Source organism: Humibacter soli (assembly GCF_054779035.1).
In genome coordinates this window covers 1,936,235-1,954,819 of the sequence record NZ_BAAGYX010000001.1, presented here as the reverse complement: position 1 = coordinate 1,954,819, position 18,585 = coordinate 1,936,235, and the positions used below count along the sequence as shown (strand labels likewise).

21 protein-coding genes, 1 tRNA gene and 1 pseudogene are annotated in these 18,585 nt (G+C 66.0%); 15 read left to right on the top strand and 8 right to left on the bottom strand.

Annotation, left to right across the window (positions count from 1 at the left end; all coding sequences use genetic code 11):
- Window positions 1-17 precede the first annotated feature (17 nt).
- Both ACYVDN_RS09135 and ACYVDN_RS09130 read right to left on the bottom strand, forming a co-directional pair.
- The gene (locus ACYVDN_RS09135) at window positions 18-1,859 is read right to left on the bottom strand and encodes a helicase-associated domain-containing protein (protein ID WP_460570602.1); all 1,842 of its coding nucleotides are present in this window, start codon (window positions 1,857-1,859) and stop codon (window positions 18-20) included.
- Between the two features lie 38 nt (window positions 1,860-1,897).
- A complete protein-coding gene (locus ACYVDN_RS09130) occupies window positions 1,898-2,173 on the bottom strand; it encodes a hypothetical protein (RefSeq protein ID WP_460570600.1) in 276 nt (91 codons plus the stop codon).
- Between the two features lie 57 nt (window positions 2,174-2,230).
- On the opposite strand from ACYVDN_RS09130, the gene ACYVDN_RS09125 reads away from it, so the two are divergent.
- A complete protein-coding gene (locus ACYVDN_RS09125; RefSeq protein WP_460570598.1) occupies window positions 2,231-2,611 on the top strand; it encodes a cold-shock protein in 381 nt (126 codons plus the stop codon).
- Entirely contained in the window at window positions 2,604-3,392 is a 789-nt protein-coding gene (locus ACYVDN_RS09120; RefSeq protein ID WP_460570596.1) for a DUF3027 domain-containing protein, read from the top strand. The genes ACYVDN_RS09125 and ACYVDN_RS09120 overlap by 8 nt, the downstream gene beginning before the upstream one ends.
- On the opposite strand, the pseudogene ACYVDN_RS09115 reads toward ACYVDN_RS09120, so the two are convergent.
- Both ACYVDN_RS09115 and serC read right to left on the bottom strand, forming a co-directional pair.
- Window positions 3,354-3,536, bottom strand: a pseudogene (locus ACYVDN_RS09115) (DUF2530 domain-containing protein); the annotation flags it as partial. The gene ACYVDN_RS09120 and the pseudogene ACYVDN_RS09115 overlap by 39 nt on opposite strands.
- Window positions 3,537-3,687: 151 nt before the next feature.
- A complete protein-coding gene (serC, locus tag ACYVDN_RS09110; protein WP_460570594.1) occupies window positions 3,688-4,800 on the bottom strand; it encodes a PLP-dependent aminotransferase family protein in 1,113 nt (370 codons plus the stop codon).
- Window positions 4,801-4,939: 139 nt separating this feature from the next.
- Between serC and ACYVDN_RS09105 the strand changes: the two genes are divergently transcribed.
- From ACYVDN_RS09105 to ACYVDN_RS09070, 8 genes are all read left to right on the top strand, one after another.
- The gene (locus tag ACYVDN_RS09105) at window positions 4,940-5,632 is read left to right on the top strand and encodes a metal-dependent transcriptional regulator (RefSeq protein ID WP_460570592.1); all 693 of its coding nucleotides are present in this window, start codon (window positions 4,940-4,942) and stop codon (window positions 5,630-5,632) included.
- A 388-nt stretch (window positions 5,633-6,020) separates the two neighbouring features.
- Window positions 6,021-6,842: a C40 family peptidase gene (locus ACYVDN_RS09100; protein WP_460570590.1), complete on the top strand. Its 822-nt coding sequence runs from the start codon at window positions 6,021-6,023 to the stop codon at window positions 6,840-6,842.
- 328 nt (window positions 6,843-7,170) lie between these two features.
- A complete protein-coding gene (locus ACYVDN_RS09095) occupies window positions 7,171-7,668 on the top strand; it encodes an HNH endonuclease (RefSeq protein ID WP_460570588.1) in 498 nt (165 codons plus the stop codon).
- A gap of 49 nt (window positions 7,669-7,717) precedes the next feature.
- Window positions 7,718-7,792, top strand: a tRNA-Arg gene (locus tag ACYVDN_RS09090).
- 243 nt (window positions 7,793-8,035) lie between these two features.
- Window positions 8,036-9,010: an ABC transporter ATP-binding protein gene (locus ACYVDN_RS09085; protein ID WP_460570586.1), complete on the top strand. Its 975-nt coding sequence runs from the start codon at window positions 8,036-8,038 to the stop codon at window positions 9,008-9,010.
- A 6-nt stretch (window positions 9,011-9,016) separates the two neighbouring features.
- The gene (locus ACYVDN_RS09080) at window positions 9,017-9,823 is read left to right on the top strand and encodes an ABC transporter permease (protein WP_460570584.1); all 807 of its coding nucleotides are present in this window, start codon (window positions 9,017-9,019) and stop codon (window positions 9,821-9,823) included.
- 49 nt (window positions 9,824-9,872) lie between these two features.
- Window positions 9,873-11,144 (top strand): sensor histidine kinase, encoded by a 1,272-nt coding sequence (locus tag ACYVDN_RS09075; protein ID WP_460570582.1) that lies wholly within the window; start codon window positions 9,873-9,875, stop codon window positions 11,142-11,144.
- Window positions 11,141-11,755 (top strand): response regulator transcription factor, encoded by a 615-nt coding sequence (locus ACYVDN_RS09070; protein WP_460570580.1) that lies wholly within the window; start codon window positions 11,141-11,143, stop codon window positions 11,753-11,755. The genes ACYVDN_RS09075 and ACYVDN_RS09070 overlap by 4 nt, the downstream gene beginning before the upstream one ends.
- 421 nt (window positions 11,756-12,176) lie before the next feature.
- Here the strand turns inward: ACYVDN_RS09070 and ACYVDN_RS09065 are convergent, their stop codons facing one another.
- Window positions 12,177-12,728 carry a PadR family transcriptional regulator gene (locus tag ACYVDN_RS09065; RefSeq protein ID WP_460570578.1) on the bottom strand — a complete coding sequence of 184 codons (552 nt, stop codon included), beginning with the start codon at window positions 12,726-12,728 and terminating at the stop codon, window positions 12,177-12,179.
- A 76-nt stretch (window positions 12,729-12,804) separates the two neighbouring features.
- Between ACYVDN_RS09065 and ACYVDN_RS09060 the strand changes: the two genes are divergently transcribed.
- On the top strand, window positions 12,805-13,737 hold the full coding sequence (locus tag ACYVDN_RS09060; RefSeq protein WP_460570576.1) for a hypothetical protein: 933 nt from the start codon (window positions 12,805-12,807) through the stop codon (window positions 13,735-13,737).
- Between the two features lie 113 nt (window positions 13,738-13,850).
- On the opposite strand, the gene ACYVDN_RS09055 is transcribed toward ACYVDN_RS09060, so the two are convergent.
- Window positions 13,851-14,177, bottom strand: coding sequence for a response regulator transcription factor (locus ACYVDN_RS09055; protein WP_460570574.1), 327 nt, complete (start codon window positions 14,175-14,177; stop codon window positions 13,851-13,853).
- Complete coding sequence (locus ACYVDN_RS09050) at window positions 14,069-15,265, bottom strand: Rossmann-fold NAD(P)-binding domain-containing protein (protein ID WP_460570572.1); 1,197 nt, start codon at window positions 15,263-15,265, stop codon at window positions 14,069-14,071. Before ACYVDN_RS09050 ends, ACYVDN_RS09055 begins: the two co-directional genes overlap by 109 nt.
- An 83-nt stretch (window positions 15,266-15,348) precedes the next feature.
- Here ACYVDN_RS09050 and ACYVDN_RS09045 point away from each other — a divergent pair, with 83 nt between their 5' ends.
- Together ACYVDN_RS09045 and ACYVDN_RS09040 are read left to right on the top strand one after the other, a co-directional pair.
- Window positions 15,349-15,921, top strand: a complete 573-nt coding sequence (locus tag ACYVDN_RS09045; RefSeq protein WP_460570569.1) for a TetR/AcrR family transcriptional regulator — start codon at window positions 15,349-15,351, stop codon at window positions 15,919-15,921.
- 235 nt (window positions 15,922-16,156) lie between these two features.
- Window positions 16,157-16,825: an SGNH/GDSL hydrolase family protein gene (locus ACYVDN_RS09040; RefSeq protein ID WP_460570567.1), complete on the top strand. Its 669-nt coding sequence runs from the start codon at window positions 16,157-16,159 to the stop codon at window positions 16,823-16,825.
- Between the two features lie 132 nt (window positions 16,826-16,957).
- On the opposite strand, the gene ACYVDN_RS09035 is transcribed toward ACYVDN_RS09040, so the two are convergent.
- A complete protein-coding gene (locus ACYVDN_RS09035) occupies window positions 16,958-17,530 on the bottom strand; it encodes a hypothetical protein (RefSeq protein ID WP_460570565.1) in 573 nt (190 codons plus the stop codon).
- A gap of 163 nt (window positions 17,531-17,693) precedes the next feature.
- On the opposite strand from ACYVDN_RS09035, the gene ACYVDN_RS09030 reads away from it, so the two are divergent.
- Together ACYVDN_RS09030 and ACYVDN_RS09025 are read left to right on the top strand one after the other, a co-directional pair.
- Window positions 17,694-18,002, top strand: a complete 309-nt coding sequence (locus ACYVDN_RS09030; protein WP_460570563.1) for an EthD domain-containing protein — start codon at window positions 17,694-17,696, stop codon at window positions 18,000-18,002.
- Between the two features lie 105 nt (window positions 18,003-18,107).
- Window positions 18,108-18,566 carry a DUF1801 domain-containing protein gene (locus ACYVDN_RS09025; protein WP_460570561.1) on the top strand — a complete coding sequence of 153 codons (459 nt, stop codon included), beginning with the start codon at window positions 18,108-18,110 and terminating at the stop codon, window positions 18,564-18,566.
- Window positions 18,567-18,585 lie beyond the last annotated feature (19 nt).

Here is an 18,585-nt window from a genome sequence, read left to right as displayed (position 1 = left end):
CGCAGGCTGTGGAGGAGCTACGACAACTGCACGCTGCGGATGCTGGAGACGGGGAGAGTGCGCTCGATGTCGCTCGCCCTGTCGCGCCCTCGCAGCCTTCCGCCGCCCAGCCCTGTCGGTTCGAGCGTGTAGTCCTGCTCGTGTCCGTTGGGGAGGGCGACCGTGACGGTGACCGTCGTGCGGGAGCGCACCGCGGACTCCAGTTGTCGGTTCAGCCAGGCCTGCGTGCCCTCCTCGCCGTCAGCGCGCTCAGCGGTGCGCAGACGTTGCACGAGCACCTGGGCCGTGTCCGTCGTCTCGCGAGGTTCGGTGTGCCCGAGCCTGCGTCGCACCCGCAGCTGGGTTCCTCTGTCGTCTTCCGCTACCACGGGGTAGTGCGCGTCGACCAGCGCCCAGTAGACGACATCGAGCGGGAAGCGGCTCACGAGCTCGCCTTCCGACTGCTGGCGAAGACCGAGGGCGGCAAGGCTCTGATCGACATCGATCGTGCGCAGCAGCTGCCCGTCGGCCGAGTGCACCAGCGATCCGGTCTCGACTCCTCGCACGCGCACCCGTCCGTAGCGCGATGCCGCCTCGTCGATGAGGTAGGAGACCGGTTGCGGAAGCCCGGTGAGCGAGATCGACTCGATGAACTCGCGCAGCGATCCGGCTGTCTCACCCATCGCGATCGCGCGATGCAGTGACGACGGGGAGATGCGGAAGCTGGTCGCCAGCCCCGTGCCCTCCACGTCGGCCAGCGTGCGCAGCCGGGCGTCCAGCGACGGCGTGAGCGGACCTGGCGCCACGATCGACAGGTCGTGTTGCACGTAGACGCGGTCCACCTCAGCAGGGAATGCGGCTCGGATGACCCGTGCGGCGTCATCCGCACCGGACTCCAGCAGCTTCACCCCTGCCGTGCTCGGAGCCGTGCCGGCTGTGATGCCGAGGAACTCGGCGTGGGTCTCCACCTCGTTGACCCTGCGGTCGAGAGTCGCGTCGGCTGCCGGGTAGCGCCATCTGGCGTAGCCGCGGAGCGCATCGCCCCACGAGGCACGCGTTCGCTCGACCATGAGCTGGCGGATGTCGAGGGGTACCGAATCGAGCCAGGTAGCCGCCAGGCGAGACCATCTCTCGGGTGTGCCCAGCTGGGCCCAGGCCTCAGCTTCGTCGGTCGGCAGCCAGAGGGAGCCCTCCCGCACCACGAGATCGCAGCCGACGGCCAGCCAGTGCACCGTCGGAACCGCGTCGGCCTCGACTCCGAGCGCCGACGCGATGCGGCGGGTATCAGGCAACGCGAGCCCGCCCTTCTGCAGCTCTCGTGCCGGTTCGCGCTCCAGCTCGTAGACGAACTCCGCGACGGCCCCTGCCGCGATGAAGGCACGCTCGGCCGACAGCTTGTCGACGAACCGGCGGTCGACGTCCGGCACCGCGGACAGTGCCGCCGGCTTGCCGGAGGCGGCGAGCTTGCGCCCCGAGAGCCCTTCGCCCTCCGCCCAGGAGACGAAGCGCGACGCGACCGCCGGGTAGACCGCGACACCACCGTCGACGCGTTCGGCGAGGAACACATCGACGAGTACGTCGAGCGCATCGGTGACAGCCTCGGCAGACGCATCCGCATCGCCCCACTCGTGCAGCCGCGTCAGCACCTCGTCCGCGTCGGCCGAGCTGTCGGCCTCGATGATCGCGGCAAGCACCGCGAGCGTCGAACGCGGCAAAGGTGCGAGGGCGTGCTGAACGGACGGCGGCTCGAGCAGAGCGTCAGCGAGGTCGAAGAAGTCCTCGATACGCGCGCGCCCGACGCCTCGCGCACCGATCAGATCGTGCAGGCTGTCATCGTCGAGGCCGCCCAGCCGAGCGGCCAGCGTCAGTGTGCTGGTCATCTCGGCTCAGGCTCCATCACCCGGGTGCTCCGCGCGGCCTAGCGTTCGGACGCTCGGTTCTGCTTGCTCCTGCTGACCAGGTTCACGACCAGGAGCACCATGATCAGCACGAACGCGAGCGGGAGCGCCGCGAGCGGCAGCAGCTCGATGGTGGGCCAGATGCCCTTGCCCGAGCCTTGGGCGGGGCCCGCGCCGAGCCAAGTTCCGATCATCAGCACGAAAAAGCAGACGATCGAGACGATCACCAGCCCTGCTGCGGTGAATGCCAGCGTGCGCTGAAGGCGCGATGCGGGCTGAGAAGTCGTCTCCGTCACGGAATCAAGGATAATTGACGTTGCAGATGTAACACCCCCAGCCCGAAAGAGGTTCCCATGCCTACCGGCAAGGTCAAGTTCTACGACGAGGAGAAAGGCTTCGGCTTCATCGCGCAAGACGGCGGTGGCGAGGTCTTCCTGCACGCCTCTGCGCTGCCTGCCGGTGCCGTTGTGAAAGCCGGCACGCGGCTGGAGTTCGGCGTCGCCGACGGCAAGCGCGGAGCCCAGGCGCTCTCGGTGCGCGTGCTCGAGAGCAGGCCGAGCCTGTCCAAGATGAACCGCAAGTCCGCTGACGACATGGCCGTGATCATCGAGGACCTCGTGAAGCTGCTCGACGGCATCGGCACAGGACTCAGGCGGGGCCGGTACCCGGATGCCGCGCACGGCCGCAAGATCGCGGCGGTGCTGCGCCGTGTGGCGGACGATCTGGATGCCTGAGCAACCCGAGATCCCGGTCGAGGACGCCACGGTCGAGGACAGGGCTGTCGATGGCGCTCAGGCGCAGATGCCTGTCGACGTCGCCACGCCGACCGAACCTGCCGTCGCCGACCAGCGACTGCTCGAGGCCCACGAGCTCGCGCGCAACGCCCTCGTGGAGATCACGACGGAGTCGAGCATCGGACCGATCGCGGGACACGTCGTCGAGGGCGAGCGTGTGCTCTCTCTGCTCTTCGAGTGCACCCTTCCCGGGTATCCCGGATGGCACTGGACCGTGACGCTCGCACGCGTGGACGGCGAAGCGGAGCCGGTCGTGCTCGAGGCCGAGCTGCTGCCGGGCGAGCAGGCGCTGCTCGCCCCGGACTGGGTGCCGTGGTCCGAGCGGCTCGCGGAGTACCAGGCGGCCCAGGAGGCGGCACGTGCGGCGGGCCTCGAGACCGACGACGGTGCATCCGACGACGAGGACGAAGACGACGTCAGCGATGATGACGACGACGAGGATGACTCGGACGACGACTTCGGCGACGACGAACTCGACGGCATCGACATCGATTTGCACGACGAGAACGGCGACGACGACATCGATCTCGAGGCCGATGACATCACGGGAGCGGAGTCAGCGTCGCTCGAACCCGGTGTCTCCGAACCCGGAGTCTCCGACTCCGGAGCCTTCGAGGGTGATGCGGCGGGCGCGCCTGCGGCGGAACTGGGCGTAGACGAGGCCGATGAGACCGAGCACGATGCCCACGATGGTCGTGGGGATGACCCAGCCGGCGCCTGACGCGTTCAGCTGAGGCGACAGCACTATCGCGACGACAGCCGCGACCACCCAGAGTGCGAGGCCGGTGCCGATCGCCACGCGATCGTCGGTCTTGACGGGCGGCGGGTCGGGCAGCCGTTCGCTGTCGCGAAGCCAGAGCCTCATCGTGCTGCCCTCCCTCGTGGCCGTACCTCGCTGGTCGAATAGCGCCGACCGTAGGTCGTCGCGTATCGAGACCCGACACCCGGCGGAACGGGTCTCGATACGCGGGCCGCTGCGCGGCGCGCTACTCGACCAGCGGAGTTCGGCGACATGTTTACGCGATGTGCTCGACGACGTACTCGATCGACCTGATGAGCTGACGCACGTCGTCCGGCTCGACGGCGGCGAACGTCGCGACGCGCAGCTGGTTGCGGCCGAGCTTGCGGTACGGCTCCGTGTCGACGACGCCGTTCTCGCGGAGGACGGACGCGATGCGCGCGGCATCCACATCGTCGAAGTCGATCGTGACGACAACCTGCGAGCGGTGGTCGGGGTTCTCGACGAACGGATGCGCATACTCGACCGACTCGGCCCAGTCGTACAGGGCGGAGGACGACTCGCTGGTGCGCGCCGACGCCCATGCGAGGCCGCCGCCGTCGTTGATCCAGGTGATCTGCTCGTCGAGCATGATCAGCGTTGCGAGCGCCGGGGTGTTCAGCGTCTGGTTCAGGCGGGAGTTGTCGACTGCCTGCTTGATGCTCAAGAACTCGGGGATGTAGCGGTCGGACGCCGCGATGCGCTCCACGCGCTCCAAAGCCGCCGGCGAGAACAGGGCGAGCCACAGCCCGCCGTCCGATGCGAAGTTCTTCTGCGGCGCGAAGTAGTAGACATCCGCCTCGGATGCCGTGAAGTCGATTCCGCCCGCTGCGCTTGTCGCGTCGATGACGGTGAGCGCGCCGGGGTCGCCGTTCACCCTGCGCACCGGCGCCATGACCCCGGTGGAGGTCTCGTTGTGCGGCCAGGCGTAGACGTCGACGCCTTCGACCGGCTGCGGCGCGCTGCGTGAGCCGACGGGGGCGTCGATCACGTGCGGAGCCTGCAGCCAGGGTGCGCTCGCCGCCTTGGCGAATTTCTGGCTGAACTCGCCGTAGACGAGGTTCTCCGAGCGGTTCTCGATGAGGCCGAACGCGGCGGCATCCCAGAAGGCGCTCGATCCGCCGTTGCCGAGGATCACCTCGTAGCCCTCGGGGATGTCGAACAACGTCTCGAGCCCCTCGCGCACACGCCCGACGAGGGCGCGCACCGGCGCCTGCCGGTGAGACGTGCCGAGAAGAGAGGACTGCGCCTCGACGAGAGCGGCTACCTGGGCCGGGCGCACCCTCGACGGGCCGCTGCCGAAGCGGCCGTCTGCGGGCAGAAGGGACTCGGGAATCGCGACCGTTGGCATGCCGTCGAGTCTAGCCAGCGCAGTGAGGGGCCAGACAGCGCCGCGAGGGGCCGGACCGCGCGTTCAGTGTGGATGATCGCGCGCCGGTAGGCTGATCTGGTCGGCGCAGGGCGCCGGCAACGGAGCACTAGGGGAAACGATGACCGATCTCGTCGACACCACCGAGATGTATCTGCGCACCATCCTCGATCTGGAGGAAGAGGACATCGTTCCTCTGAGGGCGCGCATCTCGGAGCGGCTCGGTCATTCGGGGCCGACCGTGTCGCAGACCGTTGCGCGCATGGAGCGTGACGGTCTTGTCGTGGTCTCTGGCGATCGTCACCTCGAGCTCACCCCGGAGGGTCGGCGCAGAGCCGTGCACGTGATGCGCAAGCACCGGTTGGCCGAGCGGCTGCTCTCCGACGTGATCGGTCTCGAATGGGAATACGTGCACGAGGAAGCATGCCGCTGGGAGCATGTGATGAGCGAGCAGGTCGAGCACAAGATCCTCGACATCCTCGGGCATCCCACCGAGACGCCGTACGGCACACCCATTCCGCGCATCGAAGACCAAGGCATCGGTCTGCACCGCGTGTTCCTCGACGGTGTGCGCAACATCGTGGATGTCACGGCGGAGGCCGACCAGCCAGTCACGGCCACGATCAGGCGGCTGGGCGAACCCGTGCAGTTCGAGCCCGAGCTGCTGGCACAGCTGCGTCAGGCGGGCGTCTTTCCGGGGTCGACCGGATCGTTCTCACGAGCCGGCACCTATGTGGCTGTGCAGATCGACGGATATCCCGAGGCGATCGAGCTGCCTCACGAGGTCGCGAGCCACATCTTCGTCGCGGCCTGACCATCGCAGGCTTTCGGAGACGCTCAAGGACCGTCGGCGGGGCTATGAGCCCCGTTGGAATGGCTCTGCGTCCACAGGCGCGGATACATCTTCAGTGCATTGCGCCGGGCTCGGAAACGATGTGACAAAACCATAACGGTCCCGTAGTCTCTTACGAGTCCACAGACCAGAAGCCGGTCGACGGGCCGGGTTCAAGACGTTCCACCAGCCCGTCTCTTGAACCGAAGAAACCGAACTCTTCTGAGATCTCGGACGGGACGGCTCACCTAGTGCCGTAGGAACGCCGGAGGTTCACACCTTGGCAACATTAGGTACCAGCGGTTTCCCCCCAGACCGCGACCCGAGTACTTCAGGCGAGACCGACGCACAAGCGACCGAGGCGACCACGATGTCGCGTCGCAGCCTCAGATCGTCGGACCGCGCCCGCAGCGGTCACGCGTTGCAGGCCCGTACCGCAGCGGCCACGCCCGCCACGAAGACGCCGGCCAGCGCAAAGCGCAAGCGTCGCATCAGAGGTGGACTCGTCAACCTCGCGGTCATGGCCCTCGCAGGCGGAATCGTCGCCACGATCGCCATCCCTGCCTATGCGTTCAATCCGTCGAACTCGAACCAGGCATCCTTCGGCACCTCGGTCATCGACAACCTGAAGAAGACCAACTCGCAGACCGTTCGAGTCTCCAACGTCATCGACTCCCCGGCCGTCAGCGGTGACAAGTTCAGCGCGACGACCGAGCAGCAGCTCGCCGACCAGAAGGCCGCGGCCGAGGCGGCGGCAGCGCAGGCGGCGGCCGCGAAGCAGATGCAGGCCTACGCCGCGGCGTACAGCGGCCCGAGCGCGGCCGACTACCTGAGCAACCCGCCGTACCCGAACTTCAGCCTCGCGCAGGTGTTCGCCGTCGCACAGCAATACATCGGCGTGCCCTACGTGTACGGCGGCGCTACACCCGCGGGCTTCGACTGCTCCGGATACGTGATGTTCGTCTACGCGCAGTTCGGTGTTTCGCTGCCGCACTCCGCGACAGCGATCAGTGATGGCGGCACACGCATCTCGCTCGCCGACGCCGTGCCGGGCGACATCATCGCGATGGGTTCCCACGTCGGCTTCTACGCGGGCAACGGAAACATCCTCGACGCGCCCGACGTGGGTCGCAGCATCAGCATTCGCCCGCTGTGGACCAACGACTTCTGGGTCGTGCGCTACGGCATCTGATTCCACCGTGCGAACGCCGAGGTGAAATCTCGGTGTCTGCAAGGCGACGCAGCCAGCGATCGGCGTGCCACAAGGGCGTGGTACGCCGATCCTGCGTTAGATTGATGCTCTGACATCGTTCGTCTGCTTCATCAACCCGAGAGGATCCCCCGCATGGGAACCATGCGGCATCACAGCCACCACTGCTTCCACCACCACTGTGCGTGGAATCACTAGGCGTCGTCTTCGTGACGGCGCCTTTTTTGTTGCCTGTGGGATCTTCACGAGTTCCTGAAGAAGACGAGCGCGAGAACCCGGGAAGCCATTCCGGTCGATCGAAAGGACGTCGATGCGCACGTTGGTGCTGAACGCGGGATACGAGCCGCTGGCCGTCGTGAGCTTCAAGCGAGCCCTGGCGCTCGTGATGAACTCGAAGGCGACGGTGGTCGAGGTGGATGCCGATCATCCGGTCTGGGGCATAGCAGAGGTCTATGACAGACCGTCGGTCATCCTGCTCACCCGCTACGTTCACCTGCCGCACGGGCGCGCGGTTCCGGTGTCTCGCCGGGGCGTGCTGCGACGGGATGGCCACCGCTGCGCCTACTGCAGCCGATCCGCGACCACGATCGACCACGTTCTGCCGAAGTCGCGTGGGGGAGCCGACAGCTGGGACAACCTAGTTGCCTGCTGCCTGCGCTGCAACAACGTCAAGGGTGACCGCACGGCCGCCGAGATGGGCTGGGCGCTGCCGTTCACACCACGGATGCCCCACGACCCGTCGTGGATGGTGCGTGGCGTCGAGCACGCGCTGCCCGAGTGGGAGGGCTACCTCGCGCCGGCGGCATGAGCGCGGGTGTCGGCCCCGGTACATTTAGCCAGCTAAACTTGTCGGGCCAGCCTCTGTAGCTCAATGGAAGAGCAGTTCCGTCCTAAGGAAACGGTTGGGGGTTCGAGTCCCTCCAGGGGCACCATTATGAGTGTCGCGAAAACCGCGGAATGACGCGGAAGTTCCGGGTATCGCGTTCAGGTAGACGCGCCTCGTGCCACATTGTGCCCACAACCTGTGTGACGACGCCGTCAGCGAGTGCGCGATCGTTTGTCCTCGACTCGCTTGGGGGACATGACTCGGGGCGAGTTCGATGTGACGGATGTCATGCGATTCCGGTGATCGACGTGTGCGGGCGATGTGGACGTACTCCTCGAGAGTGGGGAGCATGAATACGAACCCCCTTCTGATGGATGGCTCTCCGGATGCGTCCCGGCGCGTTCTCGCAGTCGACGCGCGCGGCATTACGAAGCGCTTCGGGCAGGTGCTCGCCGTCGACGGCATCGACCTGCAGATCGCTCCGGGCGAGATCGTCGCCTTCCTCGGCCCGAACGGGGCCGGAAAGTCGACCACGATCGACATGCTCCTGGGCCTCAGCCAACCCGATGCCGGCGAGGTGAGCATCTTCGGGGGTAGCGCGCGGTCTGCGATCGCCCGCGGCCTCGTTTCGGCCGTGCTGCAGACGGGCGGTCTCTTGAATGACGTGACCGTGCGCGAGACGGTCACGCTGACCGCAAGTTTCTTCACCGCGCCGAGCCCGGTAAGCGAGGTTCTTGAGCGTGCCGGAATTCTCGACATTGCCGAACGACGGGTGGGCAAATGCTCCGGCGGGCAGCAGCAGCGGCTGCGCTTCGCGCTGGCCATTCTGTCCGACCCTGGCCTGCTTATCCTTGACGAGCCCACCACGGGTATGGACGTCGATGGACGCCGTAGCTTCTGGCAGGCCATTCGGGCGGACGCCGCGCGTGGCCGCACGATCGTGTTCGCCACGCACTACCTCGAGGAGGCAGACCTCTACGCCGACCGCATCGTGCTCGTGCGCAAGGGGCGCATCGTCGCCGACGGCACGTCAGCCGAGATCAAGAACCTGGCATCCGGACGCGTCGTCCGCGCGACCCTGCCCGGCGCCGACGTCGCGACGCTGCACGCGCTGCCCGGTGTCACGTCCGCCGAGACCAGGGGAGACGTGGTGATCGTGACGACGACGGACTCAGACTCCGCTGCCCGCTACCTTCTCACGCGGACGGCTGCTGTTGACGTCGAGGTGACCTCGCACAACCTTGAGGACGCGTTCGTTGCCCTCACCGGCGACGATGACGCCGACCGTCCTGCTCCGCTGTCCACCATCGCCCGGAAGGCTTGAACTTCGATGACCGCTTTGACAGATCTCGCCGAGAAGCGCAGCGTGCGTCCGTTTGGCGCCTTCAACCTCACTTACCTGTGGATCGAGCTCAAGCGCAAACTGCGCAACAGGCGCACGCTGGCCCTCACCGTCGTGTTTCCCGTCGTGCTCTACCTCTTGGTCGGATATCCGCAACGGAACGTGGCATTGGGACACACCGCCGTCGCTCAGGGCGGCGTCTCGGTCGCCGCCTACATCATGGTCTCCATGGCGCTGTACGGGGCCATGATGTCGGCCACTACGGCAGGCGGGTCTGTTGCCATCGAGCGCACCCAGGGCTGGAGTCGACAGCTGCGACTCACCCCGGTGAGCGCGGTCGCGAACGTGGCGACCAAGATCATCGCCGGTCTCGTCGTCGGCCTGATCGCCGTGGCGGCGACGTTTGTGGTCGGCGCATTGACCGGTGTGCGGCTGCCTGTCGGTGACTGGCTGCTCTCGGGGCTCGCCGTTTGGCTGTTGGGCACGCTCGTGTTCACCGCGCTTGGCCTGATGATCGGCTATCTCGTGCCGAGCGAGAACGCCATGCAGTTCGTCAGCCTTGCCATCGTGCTGCTGTCGTTCCTCGGCGGGCTGTTCATCCCGGTGACACAGATGCCCGAGGTGATGCGCGAGATCGCCGTGTGGACTCCGGTCTACGGCATCGGCGAGCTAGGACGCGCGCCGCTCACGGGCGACGCCTTCGATGTGCTCGCCCTGCTGAACGCGTTCGCCTGGCTCGTGATCTTCGCGGTCGGTACCGCGCTTCTGTTCCGGCGTGACACCAAGCGCGGCTGAACGGATGCGCCCCACGCTCGCGCAGGCGCCCCAGGCTACTGTGGGCACAGTGTCATCGAAGCTGATCGACCTCGAGGTGCCGGTGCCCGAACCCCCGGCCGACCTCGACCTGCGCAGCGGCCCAAGGATTCCCGTTCTGGGAAACGTCACACCCCGCGGCACCATCGTCTTCGGCGGCGGGCGCCGCTCCATCGTCCGATTCCTAGCGATCCTGATCTCGCTGACGTTCGTTGTGTCGGCCGACTTTCACAGCAATGTGCCATGGCTTATCGCCTATGCCGCCGTGATGGTCATCGTGATCGCGGCGGCAGGTTCAGTGGCGGCAGGCTTCACCTGGCGGGTTCCTCGGCGTCTGCGACTCGCGGTCTGCGCCGGCTATCTAGCATTGCCGTTCTCCATGTGGCCGGTGCTGCAGTGGAACATCTGCATACTCTGGATCTTCGCCGCGATAGTTGTCGGCGTCAGCATGTACACCACGGCGGTGACCGGGTTTCTCACCTTCGCCATCGCTGTACTGGCGTTTGCATTCCAGTACGCGGGCGGTGAGCGAGGAGTCGAACTCGTATGGCTGCCGGCGATCGTGGCATCCGTCTCGCTCATGATGTCGGCATTCTCTCGCCAGGCGGCATCGATCGTGCAGCTCCAGCAGACGCGGCACGAACTGGCACAGCTCGCCGTCGCGCAGGAGCGCGGACGCGTTGCCAGAGACATGCACGACATCCTCGGCCACTCGCTCACCGCGATAGCGGTCAAGGCAGAGCTCACCGGCATGCTGATCGACGCGAATGACGCCGCGAAGGCACGTGAGGAGGCCGGTGCCGTCGAGCAACTCGCCCGCGCCGCGCTGGCCGACGTACGCACCACCGTCGCGGGTTACCGGGGAACGAGCGTGGCCGCCGAACTGGCGAATGCGCGGTCCGTGCTCACCAGCGCAGGCATCGAGGCTGAGTTCCCCACCACGGTCGAGGCTCTGCCTGCCGATGACCGGGAGCTCGCTGGATGGCTCGTGCGTGAGGGCGTAACGAATGTGCTGCGGCACTCGAACGCGCGGATCTGTCGCATCGTTCTCGAGGCCGATCGCGTGGAGGTCGCCGACGACGGCCGAGGCCCAGCGCGCGTGCCGGTGCCGCAGTCCTCGCTTGGAAACGGGCTGCGGGGGTTGCGTGAACGCGCAGAGATGGCCGGCTGGCAGATTGAGACCGGGCGAAGCGAGCTCGGTGGGTTCCGACTGTGCATGATTCGTGGCGCGACATATCCCGGAACGGCGCCAGGTCTGGACGGTCGAGATAGTGGGAACGACGAACAAGCGGAGTCAGCATGACTCACACGCTGCGGCTGCTTCTGGCCGACGATCAAGCCCTCGTTCGCGGCGCTCTCGCCACGATGCTGTCGCTCGAGCCGGACATTGAGGTCGTAGCTGAGGTCGGACGGGGCAATGAGATCGTGACGATCGCACTCGAGACACGACCGGATGTTGCGCTGCTCGACGTGGAGATGCCGGGCGGCGACGGCATCACGGCTGCGGCGGAATTGCGCGAACGGATGCCGAGTGTCCGCGTGCTCATGGTGACGACGTTCGGAAGGCCTGGATATCTCAGAAGGGCGATGCGAGCCGGCGTGACCGGCTTCGTGGTCAAGGACACCCCTGCCAAACGGCTGGCAGCGATAGTGCGCGACGTGGCCAACGGCATCCGTGTGATCGACCCGGAACTGGCCGCAGAATCCCTCGTGGCCGGCGAGTCCCCCCTCAGTGAGCGGGAGAGCGATGTGCTGCGTGCTGCCCAGTCGGGTGGAACGATTGCTGACATCGCACGCGAATTGCATCTGTCCGAGGGCACGGTGCGCAACTATCTCTCAAGCGCTATCGGCAAGACCGACGCCCGCACCCGCGCCGAAGCCGTCCGCATCGCCCACGAAAACGGGTGGCTGTGACCCGCGACCGACCCACAACCTCGGCGCCGCTCCCACCCGCGCCGCGACAGAGGCGGGCGGTCTCATGGCCGACCACCACGTGCCGTGTGGGCCCCGCGGACCGATCGGAGGCGTTCACTCGCTTCGACTCTGGGAGAAGCCACCGTGGGCATTAGCATCGGCGCTCTTGTGGCGGTATTCGCCGCGATCTACATCGTGCTGATCATCAGACGCAGAAAATGAAACGGGACGCCGACACTCAACAGGACGAACCTGGTTCGCATGTCCGTCCGGTCGCTGGCTCGATCTCCCAATAACGCCGTCCGCCCTGCTGCCGCGACGCGGTCGATGTTGCCGGCGGAACGCTATTGATGGCAGACCTCGTGAGCAGGTGCGCTGGTTGACGTGCGGGTCTCGTCGTGGAGCGAGCTTGGTGGTGCGATTAGTTTGCTCCGGGCCAGTTGAGGGTGTTGGTCTGGATGCGGCGGATGGTCGTGTTCAGCCAGGAGCGTTCGTGGTCGAGTTGGTCGAGGTAGTAGTGGGTTTCGATCATGTGCAGTTCAGGGATGCCTTCTGCCTCTTGTAGCGCGATTGAGAGGAGCTCGTGGTCGCGTTCGATGCGATCGACGCGTCGTTGCAGGGCAGCTGCAGCTTGGATGGGAGCCAGGATTCCGAGGTACGCCAACGCGGACATGAATGTGGTGCGGTCGCTGAGTGCCCCGTCTTGGAGTTCGTGCTCGACCCTTTCGGCAAGGGCTTGTCGGCCCGCCGGAGTGAGCTGAAAAGTCTGTCGGTCGTCGGCTCGCGGCACAGTGCTCAGCCAGCCTGCCTCTACGAGGGTGTTCAGCAGCGTGTACACGGTCGAGTTGCGTACGCCGAGGTAGGCGTATCGGGTGCGCAGTTCGCCGAACACGGCGTAGGCGTGTCGGGGCTGCTCGGCCACCAGTCCCAGGATCGGGAGCACGAGGGAGTTGGTGAGCGCATTGGTCGGCATTGGCCCACATTAGCGGACATAGCCGTATACGACTATTATTCTCACTGTCCGTATACGGCTAGTGAGGGAGTTCGTCATGATGTTTGGAATCTGGCCGGGTGTGGTCGGGGCGGATCTGGTGGACCTGACCCCGTTGGCGACGCCACCGGAAGATGTGGAGCGCACACGAGCTGCCCTGGACCTGCTGCAGGGGGATTCGGCGCAGTTCTATATCCGCTGTTACCGGCACTACCGGACATCAGGGAGGCCCGAGCGTGGTGTGGATGCCGCTCCGGCCGACCCGGGCAGCTACGCAGGCGCTGGCCGGCTGATCGATCTCACGGCGTGCTATCGGGCCGTTGAACCGGACCCGGCCGACTACGCGGAGTTCGTGCGCCAAGCAGTTCGAGATGTTGCCGAGTGGGGTGGTGGGAAAGTACAGGTCGGTGAAGAACTCAATGTGCCTGCCCCGTTGGATGGCGGCTTCCCCTGCTGCATCGAAGCCGTGGCTGCGGGAGTCGCCGCCGGGCTCGAGGAACGCGACCGGCTCGGCGTAAAAGTTGGAATCGGCGTGAACGGCGCGGGAGTCGCGGACCCGGCGTTCTGGACCACGATGGTGGATGCCCTGGGCGCGGACTCGACTTCTCGTCTCGACTTCCTCGGCCTTGACATGTTCCCGGACGTCTTCCGCCCCATCCCAGAAGACAAGGTCGGCGCTGGGGCACAGTTTCTCGTCCGCACTCTGCGACAGGTGACCCTCGAGGCCGGAATCTCTGAGGCGACGCCGATCCACGTGACGGAAACCGGCTGGCCCACCGGCCCCACGCGCGACGAGGCGAAGCAGGCACGCATCCTTCTGGCCGTCGCGGAAGCTGTTGCCGCGACCGGCGAGGTGAGCGTGTACGAGTTGTTCTCGCTCCGCGACGGCATCAGCGACGGCAACTGGCAGAACGGATTCGGACTCCTCCACGACGATTACACCCCCAAACCCGCATACGATGCGGTCCGACGACTCATCAACGCGTCCTGACGTACGCCGCTTCGGACCGCCCAATGTCCCGGTTGGCGCTCGTCGACAGTCTTGGAACCGGAGCCGTCGCCGGACTTCCAGCTGTGGTCAAGGACGTCAGTGCGCGGTTCTCGTCAGCTGGCGGGAAGTACCGCGGCGAGTTGAGCGCGGTTGGTGACTCCGAGTTTGGGGAAGATTCGGTAGAGGTGGGAGCCGACTGTGCGGTGGGAGAGGAACAGCCGTTCGCCGATTTCTCGGTTTGATAGTCCTCTTGCGGCCAGTTGGGCTACATCACTCGCTCGCTCTACAACCTGGCCGACGGTAGGTGCGGCGGCAGGGCTGGCGCGGTTGGCTACTGCTCGGCGACTCCTCTGCCGCGGACCGCTTGCGCGATTGCGGGGCGCAGCACGCGCCACTGGATGACTTTCATGATGAGAGCGTTCAGCCGGATGCTTAGCCATCCCTTCGGTGCGATCATGTCGACCCTGCCGGGCAGGAGCTTCTGCGCGGCTGTCACGCGCGGGCGCATCGATTGTTCGTAGGTCGCGAGCAGCGCGTCTCGCGCTTGGTCGTCGGCGATGGTCGAGCCGTCTCCGAGGGCGGTAGCGAGGGCTTCCGCTCCCTGTAGCGCGAGCGCGGTGCCGAGGCCGCTGAGTGGGCTGGCGTTCCAGGCTGCGTCGCCGATCAGGGTGACGCGGCCGTCGTGCCAGACGGGCATGTGCACCTGGTCGTAGGTATCGAGCGCGAAGTCCGGCGCGCTCCGGGCGGCCTCGAGGAACTCCTTCGTGCGCCAGCCGACTCCGGCGAATACCGAGTCGAGTAGGGCGAAGCGCGCCGGGAGGTCGTCGCGAGGCGGGAGCTCGTCGGCGGCGAACGTCAGCCCGATCTCCTGCTCGCCGGGATGCCCCGGACGGGCTGTCACCTGTCGGCGCCCGGGGGCGTTGTGGGCGAGCGCCCAGCCGTCCAGGCTCGGGGTGGAAGGCCCTTCGGTCAGGGTGAACCAGGCGTGCGCCAGCCCGAGCGGGCGGCGGTAGCGCTCCTGTGGCCCGAAGCGCAAGGCGCGCACACGGGAGTGGGCGCCGTCGGCTCCGACCACAAGGTCGTACATCTCGACGTCGCCGGATCGGAAGCGAGCCGACACGCCTCTGGCGACGTCGGTCAGCTCGTCGACGGTGTCGCCAAATCGGTGTTGTGCTCCCGCCGCTTCGGCCGCGTCGTGCAGCAGCCGCGCGAGGTCGGTGCGCAGGAGCTCTTCTTTCGAGATGAAGCCCTGACCGTCGAACGCCTCGACGGGCATCGTCGCCAGCTGTCTCCCGCGCCCGGTAATCCACGCGAGGCCCCGCTGCGGTACGAGCACCTCGAGCGCGGCATCCAGAAGCCCGAGCCGAGCGAGAACCTCTCGTGAGTCGCCACGTAGGTCGACAGTCTGCCCGCCGGTGCGGAGCCCCGGTGCGATCTCGACAACGGTGACCGACCACCCTGCACGGCCGAGCAGGATCGCGAGGGTGTCGCCGGCGATACCAGCGCCGACGATGAGGATCGTGGGCATGAGAGCTCCTGTCTCGCTAACGCTACACAATATGCATTAGTACACTATCCGTAATGCATCAAATGTTGCAATAGTATGAGGTCGTGCCCGAGAACTACGGAGCCGCCCGACCCGGCGGGCGGACAGCTGAAACACGCGAGGCCGTTCACCGAGCCGCCCGCGAACTGCTCGCTGAACCGGGGGCCGAGGTGACCATGTCCGCGATCGCCGAGCGATCGGGCGTGCATCGCACGACTCTCCATCGGCGCTGGCGAAGCGTCGAATCGATCCTTCTCGATGTCGCCGTCGAGCGCGCCGTCGAGGAGGCTCCCGTCCCCGCGAGCGGCGACCTCCGCGCCGATCTCACACGGTATGTGCGGCGCCTGCTCGTCGGACTCCGAAGCACGGGCACGAGCACCCTACTGAACGCTCTCCTCGCCGCGGCGGCGCGAGCGGAGGACGCCAACGAAGTCGCCGACATCGTCCGGCCACGGATCCTTCAGTTCCAGGCGATGCTGGACGCGGCCAGCGTCACCAGGGTCGACGGACTGAGGCTCGTCGAGCTCGTGCTCGCCCCTGCGTACTTCTGGGCGCAACTCGGCGCGCCCCTGGACCCGGACGAAGGAACGGAGCGTCTGGTCGACACGGTGCTCTCCGTGGCACAAGGTGTCGAGTGAGTCGAAGCCTCGTCGAGAACAAGAGACGGTTCGAGCGAGCCGATTCGCTCGTGCTCTACGACAACCCTCTGCGAACACGCCGACCCCGTACAGGGAGCAAAGCCGGTACGTCCCGTCGCTGGAGCGCTAAGTCAACGAGTTCGCCGGTGCGGCATTGCCGACGTCATCTCCGGTGCGAGAATCACCGCATGGGCGGCATCGCTGCTCTTCGTGGTGGGAAAGGTGAGGGAGCAGGATGTCGAAGGAAACGAAGTCGTTGACGCTGAACCCTCAGCTGGGGGTGTTCCAGGCATCGCTGATTGAGAAGTACGCTGCCGCGAACCAGGCGGCGAAGCAAGGGCAGATCGTCTTCGTCGGCTCGAGCCTCATGGAGATCTTTCCCATCGAGCAATGGGAGGAAAGCGGCGAAGTCGTCTTCGGCAAGTACATCTACAACCGAGCCGTTCGGGCCACCACTACTGCATTCCTGCTGGAACACATCGATACGCAGATCTTCGATCTGGAGCCGTCGAAGCTCTTCATCAACATCGGCACGAATGACATCGGGTTCGGGGTGCCGGAAGAGGAATTCCTCGCGAACGAGCGTGAGATCTTCCGCCGGATCGCCGAGCGGCTGCCCGATTGCGAAACCTACGCATTGAGGTATTACCCCATCAACACGGTGGACTTCCAGAACGACGAGGATGAGAAGACGCTCTTCGCGACGCGCTCCAACGCAGCTTTCCAGGCTGCATCGGACAAGATCGAGACGATCGCACGGGAGTTCGGTTTCCGTTTCATCAATGTGAACGCGGGCCTGGCCGACAAACGGGGCAATCTGAAGAAGGAATTGACCTTCGATGGCGCGCATCTCAACCCGGACGGCTACCGAGTGGTGCTGACGAACCTCACGCCCTACCTCTGAACGAAGCGCCGTACGTCGCGTTGCTCAAGGCTGTTGGCGACCCGGTGGAGTGTTGCGACGAGGCAGTGGCCGGAGTGTCGTCGCTCTGATACGCGCTGAGGTCCTAGCCGAATGCGGCGTCATCCGGGGTGCTCATGCGTTCTGCTTCCTCAGCTTCACGCTCAGGCGGATGGCCGAGACGAGGAAGAAGATCGCACCGAGCGTCGCGTAGCCCGCGGCACCCGTCAGCATGCCGTTGCCCTGAAGCCCCTGGAACAGGAATCCGAGGCCCGCGAACACGGAGATGCCCCCGGAGAGGATCTGCGCGACCTGGCCGCCGTCGCGGAAGTTCCGGATGGCGGTGATGAGCTGCGGCACGCCCGCGATGATCGCCCACACGCCCCAGACGGCGAGGGCGGCAGGGACCGAGATCGATGACGCGATGCCGATCGCGACCGCGATCGCGATGCTGACCGCGACGCTGATCCACTCGGAGGCCTTCGAACGGTCCTTGTCAGGATCCGCGCGCAGCTGCCACAGAACCGCTCCCGCATCGAAGAGCGGGTAGATGACGAGGAGAACCGTGAGCAGCACGCTCGGCTCGGAGGCTGTCGCCACGGTCGCGAACATGATCGCCACCCAGACGATGGCGAAGACGAATCGGATGAAGTACAGCTTTCGCAGTGCGCGGCCGTAGGTAGCGGCCATGGCGGTGTCGGTGGTCATGATGTGAGCTCTTTCGGATGTCGGCCGCCCGTCGGGGCGACGATTGCGGAGTAGTGCGTTTCGGAAAAGAGAGGTTCACTTTGGCTGGAACCTCAATGTAAAGTAACTAGTACGTCTACATCGCAATGTAGACGATTTCGTACACAAGTGCAAAGGAAACGACATGCCCACCAAGGTCGAGATCATCATCGACAACCTCGAATCACCGGACGCGTTCGATGCAGCCCTCCCCGGCATCCTCGATAAGGCGCGCGCCCTGCCGGGTCTCCGAAGCCTGGAGTCGGGTCGCGTCTGGCCGAAGGAGGACGGCAGCGCGACTCCCGCATTCCGCACGGTCGCACTGCTCTTCGATGGCTATGACGAGGCCTCGGCTGCCACGGCGACGCCAGAGGGCGGCGCCTTCTTCGGGGCGGTGATCGAGGCGACGGGCGGCAAGATCACAGGGCTGTTCCTCGACGTCGAGTCCGTCTGAGACGGTTCTTGGGGCGGTCGACCTGTGAATCGACCGCCCCATGACCAGGTGGCAACTCCGGTCTGTCATCGTTGGAGCGGTCAGAGACATCGGGAGGGGATGCCCATGAACGCGGCACCTGACGACGAGAAAGCAACCACGGTTCTGCCGAAGACCATGAATGGAAAGGCCAGCGCAGCGAAGGCCGCCGTCGGTGACAAGCCGGTCTTCGACTACATCGCCGGGCTGCCGCAGCCGCAGCGTGGAATCGCGGAGAAGATCGACGCCATTGCGGCTGCAGCACTGCCGAATCTCGAGCGGTCGGTGAAGTGGGGAATGGCGTACTACGGGGTCGGCGACGGGTGGTGCTTCAGCAGCGGAGGATTCGCCGACCACGTGAAGCTCATGTTCATCAACGGCGACCTTCTCGACCCCGTGCCACCGGTCACGCCGACGGCGATGGGCAAGGCCACTCGCGGTGTCGAGTTGGCGGCGATCTCCGAACTCGACGAGCAGCAGGTCATCGACTGGATGCTACAAGCGACCTCGCGTCCCGGGGTCGGGCGCTCACGCAAGCGCTCCTGACGCCGCCGGGAGCTGAACG